The sequence below is a fragment of the Nitratidesulfovibrio liaohensis genome (assembly GCF_011682075.1).
Taxonomy (GTDB): domain Bacteria; phylum Desulfobacterota; class Desulfovibrionia; order Desulfovibrionales; family Desulfovibrionaceae; genus Cupidesulfovibrio; species Cupidesulfovibrio liaohensis.
Window position 1 is genome coordinate 1 of the sequence record NZ_VSMK01000718.1, and the last position, 12,664, is coordinate 12,664.

A 12,664-nucleotide genomic window follows, 5' to 3' on the forward strand; every position below is an offset into this window, starting at 1 on the left:
GCCCCTCCGACCGCCGGAGGCAGCCCGCGCCCGCGCCCCGCACGGCCTTGTGCCGCACGGGTTCACGCGGCGCGTCGCGTTTCCGAAGCAAGAAGCACCACCCCACTGGAGGACCGTTAATGGAAGCCCCGCAAAAGAATCTCGCCCTCGATCTCGTGCGCGTCACCGAAGCCGCCGCGCTGGCATCCGCCCGCTGGCTGGGCAAGGGCAACAACGACGCGGGCGACGGCGCTGCCGTTGACGCCATGCGCCTGTCCTTCAATTCGCTGAACGTGGCCGGCCATGTGATCATCGGCGAAGGCGAGAAGGATCACGCCCCCATGCTGCACAACGGAGAGAAGGTGGGCACCGGTCGCGGCCCGGCCATCGACGTGGCCGTGGACCCCGTGGAAGGCACCAAGCTGCTGGCCTATGGCCGCCCCAACGCCATTTCCGTGGTGGGCGTGGCCCCCGCGGGCACCATGTACAACCCCGGCCCCAGCTTCTACATGCAGAAGCTGGTGGTGGGCCCCGCCGCGCGCGACGTCATCGACATCGACGCCCCGGTGAAGGAAAATCTTCAGAAGATCGCGAAAGCGCTGGGCAAGGACGTGGACGACCTGGTGGTCTTCGTGCTGGACAAGCCGCGCCACGAAAAGCTCATCCAGCGCATCCGCGAATCGGGCGCGCGCATCCAGTTGCACACCGACGGCGACGTGGCCGGTGCGCTGATGGCCGTTGACCCGCGCTCGGAAGTGGACGTGATGATGGGCACCGGCGGCACCCCCGAAGGCGTGCTGGCGGCCTGCGCCATCAAGGGCGTGGGTGGCCAGATGCTGGCCCGCCTGGACCCGCAGTCCTACCCCGAAAAGGAAGCCCTGCACGACGCGGGCCTTGACCTGCGCGAAATCCACACCGTGGATACCCTGGTGCGCAGCGACGAGGTGTTCTTTGCCGCCACGGGCATTTCCGGCGGCACCTTCCTGCGCGGTGTGCAGTACACCGGCGTTGGCGCCATCACCCATTCGGTGGTCATTCGCGGCAAGACCGGCACCATCCGCTACATCGAATCGTACCACAACTGGGATCGCCTGATGAAAATCAGTTCGGTGAAGTACGACTAGCACTGGCGGAGCGCATGCCGCCCCCTTGCGGCGGTTTCGCAACCCCGGATTCCTGCATTCACTGGCCGGTGCGGCAACGCACCGGCCATTTCATTCCCGCACCCCGTTTTGAACGGGCGGAACTGCGCCCCGCCGGCATGCGCGGCGCACGCCGGAATCCCCCGTATCGTACGGGCTCCGCCGGGCTTCCCTTTCGCCGTCCCCGCCTGTAGACAGATGCATCCGGGGCCTGCCCGATGGATCAGGCCAGCCCGATGAGCCTGACGGGCCCGACGGGCCTGACTGGCTTGACGGGCCTGACGGGCCGGACGATTCTGGCTGGGCTGGCACATCTGGCCAAACGCCCCGCCCCTTACAGCAACCAAAGGATTTCCATGTTCATGCCTGCATCCCGCCTTGCCGCGTTGCGCCGGGCCTTTGGCCTGGCCGCGCCCCTTGCCTGCATCTGCCTTGCGCTGCTTCTGCTGACCTCGCCGGAGGCCCGCGCGGCGGGTTTCTACGACCAGCCCCCGTTCGACAACGCCGAACTGACACGCTTCATCGACGACTTCCCCCGCTTTCGCGACTGGGTGAAGCGGGCAGGCGAAGCCCCCCACCCCTCGGTGGGCGCGGACGGCCTGCCCGGCTTCGAATACTCCGCGCCTGCCGCGGCGGAACTCGAACGCATGGGCTGGAAGCCGGAACGGTTCTTCTGCATCATGGGTCGCTCGGCGGCGGCGCTGGCCGACATAGAGGAAGGCGACGCACTGGCCGGGGCCAACCGCCCCGCCGACATGCCGCAGGTGACCCCGGCGGAAACCGAACTGGTGCGCCGCCAACTGGCCTCGCTGCTGCGCGCCGTGATGGGCGAATAGCGGGCACCGCCGCCCCGCACCCCGGCCCTGTCGTGCACGGCTCTCGCGCTGCCTGCGTGAGTTCAGGGGCAGTTCGCCTTCGCCTCCTGCGGTGGTGGTCCACAGCCCCCGCCCAATCATCCTGGCACCTCGCCCGCACGTTGAACGCACCGCGCCCCGCCGGAATCCATCCGACGGGGCGCATCGCGTGTGCGGCCCGGCTGCCCCACAGAAAGTCGGACAGGTTCCGTTCGCACCACATCCACTCGCCTGGCGGCTACATGGTGATCACCGTGTAGCCCCGTTCGATCCAGTCGCCCATGGCCGGGTGCCCGCTCATGTCGCCGATGAGTTCAAGCCCGGTGGCCTCCACCTCTTCCGCAACGCGCTGGATGGACGAACAGGCTTTGCAGGCCCCGGCGAACAGCCCGGCATCGCGCGCCTTTTCGAACAGCGGGCGCATGGTGTGCCCGGAGCCAGCCACCACGGGCACGGCCTTGATGGCCTGTCCTTCCACCACCACGCGCACGTCCCAGCCGCGCGCGTGCATGTCCAGCGCGTTCAGCATCACGTGCACGAAACAGGGCACCTCGCCCTGAATGGCATACAGCACGACCATGTGCATGGCTCCCCTCCCTTGCGTTTCCCGCCGGGCCGGTGGCGCATCGGCCACCAGCCCAACGGGCGAAATGACATCCGGAAACGGCTTCTAGGTGTAGGATTGCATCAACGCCCGCAACCCGTCCCGGTCCACGGGCTGGCGGCCCAGCGGCCCCTTTTGCAGCACGGGCAGGCTGGCATCCAGCGAGGGCCTGTCGTTGCGGTAGATGACCCCGATGGGAATGCGCTCGCCGAATTCCTGCGCCACCTGCATGGCGGCGGCCCAGTCGGTGGGATCGTAGTCTTCCGGCAGTTCCTGGCAGCGCTGCTTGTACCAGCCGAAGGTGTTGACCTTGTTGAACGACACGCACGGCGAGAACAGGTCCACCAGCGCGAAGCCCTTGTGCTGGATGGCCAGCTGAATCATTTTCACCAGATGCGGGGTGTTGCCCGAAAACGAGCGCGCCACGAACGAGCACTTCATGGCCACGGCCACGGCAATGGGGTTGAACGGCGCATTGCGCACCCCGTCGGGCTGGCTTTTGGTGATCTGCCCTTCCGGGGTGGTGGGGCTGGCCTGCCCCTTGGTCAGCCCGTAGATCTGGTTGTCGTGCACCAGCAGGGTCATGTCCACGTTGCGGCGGATGGCCGCCAGAAAATGGTTGCCCCCCTCGCCGTAGTTGCAGCCGTCGCCGCTCTGGGCAATGACGGTCAGCTCCGGGTTGCACAGCTTGATGGCCTGCGCCGGGGGCAGGCCGCGCCCGTGCAGGCCGTTGAAGCCGTTGAGATCGATGTAGTGCGGGGCCTTGGCCGCCTGCCCGATGCCGGAAACGTGCGCCACCCTGTTGGGGGCAAGGTCCAGCCCGGCCAGCGCCTGGCGCACGGCCTTCATCACGTCGTGGTTGCCGCAGCCGGGGCACCACGCGGTCTTCTTGTATTCGCCGTAGACTTCGATATCCATGATCGCTCCTGGAAATTCCCTACGGGATTCCGCTGTCCTGTCAGTGGTCACAGCAATGCCCGAGTCGTGACGCCATTTGGCAACCCAGGATTTTTTTCCGCTGGCAAGGAAAACGAACCGGCCATGAGGGAATATACTCTTTGGTATTTGACCGATATGGCCGGTGACGTTTGACCGCTCTGCGCTCGATGCCCGTAAAGCTCACAAGTTCGCTTAACGGGCACACTCCGTGCCCTTCGGGTCGGTTAGCCAGCGGGAAAAAGGCCGGGTTGCCTACCCCAAGCGCTCCGCAAGCCACTTCGGCGTAAAGATGCGCCCGTCATAGCGCAGCAGCGTGCGCGACACCTCGAACCCGGTCTCCTGCCGCAGCAGGCGGGCGAACTGGCCCGTGGCGTTGCCTTCCACGCATACCACTTCCTTCGCCGCCTGAAGTGCGGGCAGGAACTGCGCGGGGTCCAGCGGCCAGACCTGGGTGAAACTCATGACGCCCACGCTGCGCCCCTTGGCGCGCAGCAACACCGCCGCCTCGGCCACTGGTCCTTCGCTGGAGCCCCAGCAGACCAGCAGCAGGTCGGGGTTGGCATCACCGGACACGCGCGGGGGAATGCACAGCGCGCGCAGGCCCTCGCCCTTGCGCAGCCGCTTGTCGTTCATGGCGTTGCGCAGGTCCGCGTCCTCGGTGATGTTGCCCTGTTCGGTGTGTTCGTGGCAGTCGGCCAGCACCAGGGTTTCGGTAAAGCCCGGCACCTTGCGGGGCGACACACCGCTTTCGGTCAGCTCGTACCGCTTGTAACGCTTGAACTTCGGACCGCCTCCGGGGCTGAAGTCCGGCTCGGCCACGGGGGGCAGCGCATCGAGGTCGAAAGGCACCACGGCGCGGTACGAGTCGGACAGGTACTGGTCGGTCAGCACGAAAACCGGCGTCTGGAAGCGTTCTGTCAGATCGAAGGCCGCGTGGGTGAGATGGAAGCAGTCCTCGATGGTGGCCGGGGCCAGGATGGCGCGGGGGAATTCGCCGTGGCCCGCGTACAGGGCCAGGTTCAGGTCGGCCTGTTCGGTGCGGGTGGGCAGGCCGGTGGCCGGGCCGGGCCGCTGGGCCAGCACGATGACCACCGGGGCCTCCATGACGCCCGCAAGGCTGACGCCTTCGGTCATCAGGGCAAAGCCGCCGCCGGACGTGGGCACCAGCGCCTTGGCTCCGGTATACGTGGCCCCCAGCGCCATGTTGATGGCGGCAATCTCATCCTCTGCCTGTTCCACCACCACGCCCAGCTTGCGTCCCTTGGTGATCAGTTCCTGCGCCACCGAGGTGGCCGGGGTCATGGGATAGAACGAGCAGAACTTCACCCCAGCCGCCAACGCACCGAGGGCGATGGCCTCGTTGCCGTGCAGCATCATGCGGCCCTTGGGCCCTCTGGGAGCGGGCAGCGCGGCGCAACTGGCGCGGTGGGCTTCCGCCCATTTCCAGGCGTCGTCCAGTACCTTCATGTTCTGGCCGACCACCTCGTCGCCCTTCTTGCCGAAGGTTTCGCGCACCAGCCCTTCCATGGTGGGCCTGTCCACGCCCAGCAACGAACCCAGCACGCCCAGCGCGGCCACGTTCTCGAAGATGGGGCGCGAAGCCACGTCCTTGAACGGCACGGGCACGGCCCTGGTCCCTTCGGGATCCAGCCCGGCATCCAGAATGACGATGCCGCTCTCGGACAGTTCGTGCTTGTGCAGACTGACGGTTTCCTGGTTCAGGGCCACCAGCACGTCCATGGCCTCTGCCGGGGCGGCGATGGGCGCGTCGTGCACGCGAATGCTGTAGGTGTTGTGGCCGCCGCGCACGCGGGACATGTAGTCCTGCGACACTACGACCTCATAGCCGCTGCGGATCAGGGCCTTGGTCAGCATCTGGCCGATGGTGACCAGACCCTGCCCGGCCTCGCCGCCGATGACGATGTTTCTGCCCGTGTGGCTCACGCCGCACCTCCTTGCTTGTGTGCCGTCTCGCCGTCATGCCGCGCCGTACGCCGGGCGCGTGCGCGGGCGGGCGCCCGGTCCGGGAACGCCCCAAGGGTGTGCCCCGCCGGTTCGCCCGCCCGGTGTGCTTTTCGTCTAGGCCGTGGCCGCAGGCATGGTGAACACCCGCGTCGCCAGATCCTTGTCCAGCAGCAACATGCCCTGGCCTTCGCCGTTGATGAGCCGCAGCTTGTGCAGCAGGTCGTTCACGCCGTCCTCTTCCTCCACCTGTTCGGTGACGAACCATTGCAGGAAGATGTTGGTGGCATGGTCGCGCTCTTCGATGGCCACGTTGACCAGGTCGTTGATGCGCGCGGTAACGTGGCGTTCGTGCTCCAGGGTCTTCTGGAAGGCGTCCAGCACGCCCTCCCACGATGAGGGGGGCGCGTCGATGGGTTGCAGGATCACCCGACCGCCGCGATCGTTGATGAAGTCGTAGAACTTCATGGCGTGGAACAGTTCTTCCTGCGCCTGCACCCGCATCCAGTTGGCGAAGCCGGAAAGGCCCATGTCCGCGAAGTAGGCGGACATGGAAAGGTACAGGTAGCTGGAATACATTTCCCATTTGACCTGATCGTTCAGGGCCTGGTTCATGCGTTCGGAAAGCATCGTGGTCTCCTTGAGTGCGAAATTGGCCGGGGGCCGGGCCGTGGGCACCGACACACGCAATAACCGGCAGTATTTACCATAGTACACGAAGGGCGCGTTTGCGCAAGGGGAAGGGAGCGGAAAGGGATTGCCGGTACGGGCGCGATGCGGTATGCCCCGCCTGCGCGAGCAACGTGCGGGACCGCCCCGCCGTCACCGGGACATCACGTTCCGGCCGCGCCGCAAGGAGACCGCATGTACAGCACCAGCTACGGATTCGGGCAGCCCCGGGCCGCCCAGACCACCATTCCCTGCCGCACCTGCGGCACCGCGCTGCGCGTGGAGCGCACCTGCCACGAGGTGTTCCTGCGCTGCACCACCTGCCGCTCCACCCACGACGTGGGCGAATACGTGGCCCAGATGGACGAGGCCCTGGAGTCGTTCATGGAGAACGTGTACTGCGACCGGACGTAACCGCTTGCAGCTACCCGGCGTGACGGGCACGCGAAAAGGGGACGGAAGCCACGAGGCTTCCGTCCCCTTTCGCATGCGCGGGGGGATGATGACCGGAATGGGGAAAGGCGGGCGGATACGGGGAGGCAGGGACGGCGGGACGGCGCGAAAGCCTGATGCCCATCGGCACGGTGGGGACAGTCGGGCTGGCGGGGCCGGAGCGGAGCGGCAGCGCATTCACCGCCGCGCGTGATCGTCAGGCGCTATTACCGAACGAGGCTGGCTCTAGAAATAGCCCAGAGCGTGCAGCGAGGCCAGCATGGCCTCCTTGTCGGCGGCACGACCGGCGCGCTCGCCCCCGGCACCCTGCGAACCCTGCATGCCTTCCGGCGGCAGGGTGCACGGCATGCAGCCCAGCGAACGGTAGCCCCGGTCATACAACTCGCAGTGGGGCAGGCCAAGCTGCATGGTGGCGGCCCACACGTCCATCTCGCTGAAGTCCAGCACCGGGTGCACGCGCAGGTGGGGCGGTTCCGCCACCGGTTCCCGCACGGGCCGGGCTGCCCTGTCGGGGTGCTCGTCGCGACGGATGCCAGTGAGCAATACGGCCACGTCCAGCTCACGCAGGGCGCGCAGCAACGGCGCCACCTTCAGGTCGCGGCAGCAGACGGCCCGATCCGCCGCCACGGGATAGCCGGGGGGCACGTCCGGTCGGGCTATGTGCAGGGTCACGCCCCACTCCACCGCCAACCTGTCCCGCAGGGCCATGACTTCCGGAAACTTGCAGCCCGTGTCCAGGTTCAGGGCCAGCGGGCGCGCGCCACATGCGCCGGACGCACCAGACGCGGCATCGCGCAGCACGCCGCGCCACAGGGCAAGCGCCAGCGTGGAATCCTTGCCGCCGGTCCAGGCCACGGCCACGCGGTCCGGCCCATGCAGGGCCAGCACCTCGCGCAGCAGTTGGCGCGCAGCGTCGATCTTGGCATCAAGGCTCATGGGTCTCCTCTGTCCGGCAAGGCCGGAGACGGACGGTCTATCCCTTTCGCAAGGGCGGGGCAACCATGGCCGACAGGCGGAAGGGGAACGACCAGTCTGCCGGGCAGAGAGCGCCCACAAGTCGTAGCATCGATCTCTATCCAACTGGGTTACGGTCGCGCTGGATTTTCGTCAGTTGCCTTACGTCAACTAGCGTGATGTCGCTCGAGTTGACGAATAGCTGACGAAAATTTCTTTCACGGCTCGCTTTCAAAAATATAACCATCTACATTTACTGACGATAATGAACAATCAAAACATTCAACCTATAGGTTCGTAGCCTGTAGGCGTGGAACAACATTGCACCAGCCCTTCCTGTAGCCACGCATTCCCCTTTCATCCCCATGCGGCGCGGCCTGGCGGGCAACCTGCCGCCGTGCCGGAAAAGAAGTGCATTTGCCCGCGCGAAATCGCTTGACGATCCGACCCCATCGGGCATATATGCCTTCTCTCGCTGCGCCAGTAGCCCAGCTGGATAGAGCAACAGGCTACGAACCTGTAGGTCGGAGGTTCGAATCCTTCCTGGCGCGCCAGCAAAAAATCCGGATTTGGCAGGACAGTATACCAGCCTTTCCGGTAGTGTTCCGGAGACACGCGCCAGTAGCCCAGCTGGATAGAGCAACAGGCTACGAACCTGTAGGTCGGAGGTTCGAATCCTTCCTGGCGCGCCACTCTTGCATGCACCGGACCATGCGCCACGGCAGTCGCTTCCGTGGCGGGCGCAAGCCCGCGAAACAGCACACCTTGCGCGCCAGTAGCCCAGCTGGATAGAGCAACAGGCTACGAACCTGTAGGTCGGAGGTTCGAATCCTTCCTGGCGCGCCACGCAAGCAAGCCCCCCGAAGCACCGCTTCGGGGGGCTTTTGCACTGCTGATGAGCCCCGCATGACAAGGCGGAGAAGACCACGCAGAATGCATGGCAGTTTTTTTGGGGCATCACCGTGACAGCAGAGAATCTGGCTGGCTGCAGACCGTCACCTTTCCGGATGGAGAATGGAGAAAGGATGGAGGGAGCGCCTGTCCTTCCCGATGACCGTACACCATCACGCCAAGGCCCCGGCAACATGTCAGGGCCTTGGTGTTTGCGCGGCATGGATCAAGACTGCCGTCGCCACATCCTTGCCGCTTGACCGCCCTCACCCGTGCCGCCTACCATCAGCCATTGCAGCCACGCGATGGTTCCGCGGCACGTCTCCATCCAAACCCGGCGCTTTTCCCGACAAGCAACCGCATGCCATACCCGAAAAGGCAGCCATGCACGCCAGTCATTGCCCACCGTGCCTTCCGACGTTCGCTGGACTTGCCCTGGCAGCCGCGCTCTGGTGCCTGCTGGCCCTGCCCGCGCCTGCGCGCGCCGAAGCCGAGCAGGTGGCAGCGCCTTCGCAACGCGAACTGGCCATCCTCGCCTTTCATCGTCCGCCCTACTACACCTTCGACCACGGCGTGGCCGGAGGGTTTCTCATCGACGCCGTGCGCCGCGTGCTGGACGCCGCGCACATTCCATACCACGTCACGGAAATGCCGCCCAAGCGCATCGTGGCGCTGTTCGAACAGAACGTCACGGCCTACGCCTGCTCGCCCGGCTGGTACCACACCCGCGAGCGTGACCAGTTCGCCCGGTTCAGCGCCCCCATCTATCGCAACCAGCCCCCGACTGCCGTGTTGCGGGCCGACGCCGCGCACCGGCTGACTGAAGGCAAGGGGCTGACCGGACTGCTGGCCGCCGGGCTGCGCATGGTACTGCGCGACGGTTTTTCCTACGGTCCGGCCCTGGACGAAGCACTGGCCCGGTCCCGCGCGCCGGTCTACCGCAGCACGTCAGACAACGCCGCCCTGCTGGAAATGCTGGCATCCGACCGCTACGACATGACCCTGATGGAACAGGAAGAAGCCACCGAATTGCTGCGCCGGTCGCCCCGACTGCTCCAGGCGCTGCAACTGCTGCCCCTGGTCGGTCCGAATGCCCTGCCGGGCCAGCCCCAGACACGGCATCTGATGTGCGGGCGCGGCGTGGACGAGGCCACCATGCGCCGCATCGACGATGCCATCGCCGCCGTGCTGGGTGACATGCCGGATGACACGACTGTAGCCGCCCCCGCCATGCCCTGACTCACCTGGCTGCCCGCCCTGATTGGCTCGCCCTGACTGGCCCACTCGGACTGGTCACACGGGCGGGTTCCGCCCCCCCACCGCTCCCGGCGCATCCCCACGGTACCACCTCCACGCCACCGCGTGCCCCAGTTCGGGTCGTCATGGCAATTCAGTGCCGCATAGTCATGCGTGATAATCATTCAGCACCGGTCATGATCGCGGCACCCTGCATTCAGGCTCTGCTCCCCAACCACAGCCGGAGCTTGCCATGATCCTGCACCGCGTCCGGCCCCGCGCCTGGCCCCTTTCCCCCAGTGCCTGCCTGCGTCCGCTGGGCATCCTGCTGCTTGCGCTGGCCACCTGTGCCGCACCGTTGCGCGCCGGACATGCCACCGACCCCGCCCCGCCGCCACGCGAGATCGCCGTCTATATCTACCACCGCCCGCCGTTCTTCACGGCAACCCCGGAAGGCCAGGGTGGCCCGCTGGTGGAGATGACCCTGCTCGCGCTGGAACGCGCGGGTCTGAAGCCCCGCCTTGTCACCAGCACCTTCACCGAAATCCTCGCCATCTTCCGTGCCGATGCGCCCTTCGCCTGCACGCCCGGCGTGTACCGCACGCCGGAACGTGAAGCCTTCGCCCGCTTCATCGGCCCATTGTATGTTCCGCTGCCGCCGGTAATCGTCGTGCGCCGTGCCGATGCGGGGCTTGCCGCATCCGCCCGGTCCCTCGATTCGCTGCTGGCAGGCGGGCTGCGCGTGGTGCTGGGCGACGGCTACTGGTACGGCGGCTGGCTGGCGCAGGCGCTGAAGCGTACCGGCACCGCACCGGCCCGCACCCGTGACGAAAATGCCCGGATGCTGCGGTCCATCGTGGATGGCACCTACGATATCTCCTTCATGAGCCATGAAGAGGCGGCCCACCTGCTGCGCACCCACCCCGACCTTGGCGCCAGCCTGACCTTGCGCCCGGTACCAGGCAACCCGAGCGGTGAATCGCGTTATCTGATGCTGTCCAAAAGAGTGGATACCGCCACGGCCGCACGTATCGATGCCGCCCTGCGCGAACTGGTGGAAACGCCCCGCTACCGCGAACTGGTGCGGGCACTGCGCCACGAATGACGCGAGGCGCAGCGGCCCTGCCACCACCCCGCATCACCGTCTTGCCGGTGGCGGATGCCCCGAACCGCACGAGCCGGATAGAGCGGTACCGACGCAAAAAAGGACGCCCCGGCCTGCCGGGGCGTCCCTGTCATTACCATCTGTCGGCCAAACACGGGCATGGCGGGCCTGCGCCCTTTGCCCGCAAGCGCTACTGCTTGGGGGCTTCCGCCGGCTTGGCCGGGGCTTCCGCTTCCATGCGCTTGAAGGTGATGTTCAGCTTGTTCAGTTCGGCCACGATGTTGCCGGTCACGTCGGCGCTGGGGCCGGCGGAGAGCACGTTGTCGTTGCCCACGATGACGTCGAGGCCGTTCTTTTCGCGGTAGGAATCCAGCACCTTCTGCAGGTTCTCGTTCAGGACGGAGATGACCTGCTGCTGTTCGGCGCCCATGCGCTTCTGGTAGTCGGCAAAGGCTTCCTGGAACTTGCGCTTGTTGTCGTCGCTCTGGTCCTTCTGCAGCGATTCCTGCATCTGGTTGAGCTGGTTCTGCATTTCCTCGTGCAGCGTTTCGAGGTGCTTCACCCCGGCCTTGCCCGCCTCGCTTTCCTGATAGACGCGGGCGGTATTCACCACGGCGATGCCGCCGGACTTGGGCTGGTTGCACCCGGCAAGCGCCACCATGGCGGCAAGGGCCAGCAGTACGAGGGCATATCTCTTCATGAACGACTCCTGTGTTCGGAACGGTTGGCCCCGCGCGGGGGCGACCACGGACTGGAATGCCGTGCCCGCTGGGCATGGCGGTGCGCCGGACGGCGCAGCCAAACTCCCTTACGCCCTTTCGGTTCGCAACACAACGCCGCGAGACGCTACGGGGCCGACAGGGCACGTCAATGCACGGATGAAAGATTCTCCAGCGAAGCAAGCACCTTGTCCACGTACTTGCGCGATTCGTCGGCGGGCATGTGGCGCACCAGTTTGTCGTACACCTGCTGGGTGGTCATGGCATTGATCATGGCCACGGCCTTGTCCCGGTCGGCGTCGAACACGCGCAGCAGGGCGTTGGGGCCGCCGTTGTACGCGGCGATGACGCACAACTCGCGAGTGGCCGGATTGGCGATGTCGGAAAAGTGCCGGTTGGACAGCAGGTGCAGGTACACCGTGCCATAGCGGATATTGGTGCCGGGGTCGAACAGGGCGTCGCGCGGCGGCTGGCCGGGCGAGCCGTGCAGGTAGGCGTGCACTTCGCCCCCGGCGGTTTCCGGCACGATCTGCATCAGCCCCAGGGCCTGCGCCGGGCTGACCGCGTTGGGGTTGAAGCCGCTTTCGGCATGCATGATGGCCAGCACCAGACGGGGGGAAAGGTTGTAGCGCCGGGCGTAGCGGTCGACCATGTCGCGGTACTGGCGGGCGCGCAGCAGCATCTGCTCGGGCGTGGCCGCAGCGAACATCTCGCGCGAGGCGCCACCGTACACCGGCCTGCGCACCCCGGCCACCACCGAACGTCGGGTGGCGGCGCATTCTCTGGCCAGCAGGCGGGACGTTTCGCCACGCGACCAGCGCAGCGGGCGCCCGGTCTGATCCAGGGCCTCGCCGTAGAAAGCCGGTTCGGCCACCAACGTGGGCTCGCCCGCGCGGCCACCCTCGACACGCAAGGGGTCGAGCCCCGGCAGGATCATGGGCGCGGCGTCGGCCATGGCATCCACGGGACGGTGCCCGTCCACGGTGGACACGGCCACCCCGCCCCCGGCAAAGCTGACCGAGGGGACGGAATGGGCGAGGGAGATTTCTTCCGCCGTGCCGACCAGGGAACCGGACATGCCGGGCACACCGGACCCACCGGACCCACCGGGCAGGCCGGGCAGGCCGGGCAGGCCGCCACCGCCCAGCGAGGCGGCC

The 12,664-nt window shown here is 66.6% G+C and carries 12 protein-coding genes and 3 tRNA genes; 8 read left to right on the forward strand and 7 right to left on the reverse strand.

Annotated features, from left to right (window positions below; genetic code table 11):
* The first annotated feature begins 119 nt into the window (after positions 1–119).
* Together glpX and FVW27_RS18100 are read left to right on the forward strand one after the other, a co-directional pair.
* A complete protein-coding gene (glpX, locus tag FVW27_RS18095; protein WP_012611343.1) occupies positions 120–1,103 on the forward strand; it encodes a class II fructose-bisphosphatase in 984 nt (327 codons plus the stop codon).
* A 380-nt stretch (positions 1,104–1,483) separates the two neighbouring features.
* Positions 1,484–1,957, forward strand: a complete 474-nt coding sequence (locus tag FVW27_RS18100; RefSeq protein WP_167127886.1) for a hypothetical protein — start codon at positions 1,484–1,486, stop codon at positions 1,955–1,957.
* 256 nt (positions 1,958–2,213) lie between these two features.
* On the opposite strand, the gene FVW27_RS18105 is transcribed toward FVW27_RS18100, so the two are convergent.
* The 4 genes from FVW27_RS18105 to FVW27_RS18120 all read right to left on the reverse strand — a co-directional run bounded on the left by FVW27_RS18105 (position 2,214) and on the right by FVW27_RS18120 (position 6,110).
* Positions 2,214–2,561: a cytoplasmic protein gene (locus tag FVW27_RS18105; RefSeq protein ID WP_167127889.1), complete on the reverse strand. Its 348-nt coding sequence runs from the start codon at positions 2,559–2,561 to the stop codon at positions 2,214–2,216.
* 84 nt (positions 2,562–2,645) lie between these two features.
* Complete coding sequence (locus tag FVW27_RS18110) at positions 2,646–3,497, reverse strand: 2-oxoacid:ferredoxin oxidoreductase subunit beta (protein ID WP_012611340.1); 852 nt, start codon at positions 3,495–3,497, stop codon at positions 2,646–2,648.
* A gap of 273 nt (positions 3,498–3,770) precedes the next feature.
* Entirely contained in the window at positions 3,771–5,462 is a 1,692-nt protein-coding gene (locus FVW27_RS18115) for a 2-oxoacid:acceptor oxidoreductase subunit alpha (protein ID WP_167127892.1), read from the reverse strand.
* 135 nt (positions 5,463–5,597) lie between these two features.
* Entirely contained in the window at positions 5,598–6,110 is a 513-nt protein-coding gene (locus tag FVW27_RS18120; protein ID WP_167127894.1) for a ferritin, read from the reverse strand.
* 234 nt (positions 6,111–6,344) lie between these two features.
* Here FVW27_RS18120 and FVW27_RS18125 point away from each other — a divergent pair, with 234 nt between their 5' ends.
* Entirely contained in the window at positions 6,345–6,563 is a 219-nt protein-coding gene (locus FVW27_RS18125; RefSeq protein WP_167127897.1) for a dual CXXC motif small (seleno)protein, read from the forward strand.
* Between the two features lie 264 nt (positions 6,564–6,827).
* Here FVW27_RS18125 and FVW27_RS18130 read toward each other — a convergent pair whose 3' ends face one another.
* Positions 6,828–7,538: a phosphoadenosine phosphosulfate reductase family protein gene (locus tag FVW27_RS18130; RefSeq protein ID WP_167127900.1), complete on the reverse strand. Its 711-nt coding sequence runs from the start codon at positions 7,536–7,538 to the stop codon at positions 6,828–6,830.
* A gap of 495 nt (positions 7,539–8,033) precedes the next feature.
* Here FVW27_RS18130 and FVW27_RS18135 point away from each other — a divergent pair.
* The 5 genes from FVW27_RS18135 to FVW27_RS18155 all read left to right on the forward strand — a co-directional run bounded on the left by FVW27_RS18135 (position 8,034) and on the right by FVW27_RS18155 (position 10,788).
* Positions 8,034–8,110 (forward strand) — tRNA-Arg (locus tag FVW27_RS18135).
* Positions 8,111–8,171: 61 nt separating this feature from the next.
* A tRNA-Arg gene (locus FVW27_RS18140) sits at positions 8,172–8,248 on the forward strand.
* 77 nt (positions 8,249–8,325) lie between these two features.
* A tRNA-Arg gene (locus tag FVW27_RS18145) sits at positions 8,326–8,402 on the forward strand.
* Between the two features lie 429 nt (positions 8,403–8,831).
* Positions 8,832–9,686 carry a substrate-binding periplasmic protein gene (locus FVW27_RS18150; protein WP_167127903.1) on the forward strand — a complete coding sequence of 285 codons (855 nt, stop codon included), beginning with the start codon at positions 8,832–8,834 and terminating at the stop codon, positions 9,684–9,686.
* Between the two features lie 250 nt (positions 9,687–9,936).
* Entirely contained in the window at positions 9,937–10,788 is an 852-nt protein-coding gene (locus FVW27_RS18155; RefSeq protein ID WP_167127906.1) for a substrate-binding periplasmic protein, read from the forward strand.
* Between the two features lie 190 nt (positions 10,789–10,978).
* Here FVW27_RS18155 and FVW27_RS18160 read toward each other — a convergent pair whose 3' ends face one another.
* Both FVW27_RS18160 and FVW27_RS18165 read right to left on the reverse strand, forming a co-directional pair.
* A complete protein-coding gene (locus tag FVW27_RS18160) occupies positions 10,979–11,488 on the reverse strand; it encodes an OmpH family outer membrane protein (protein ID WP_167127909.1) in 510 nt (169 codons plus the stop codon).
* A gap of 167 nt (positions 11,489–11,655) precedes the next feature.
* Positions 11,656–12,664 (reverse strand): transglycosylase SLT domain-containing protein (locus tag FVW27_RS18165; protein ID WP_167127912.1); only part of this gene is annotated, 1,009 nt, incomplete at its 5' end.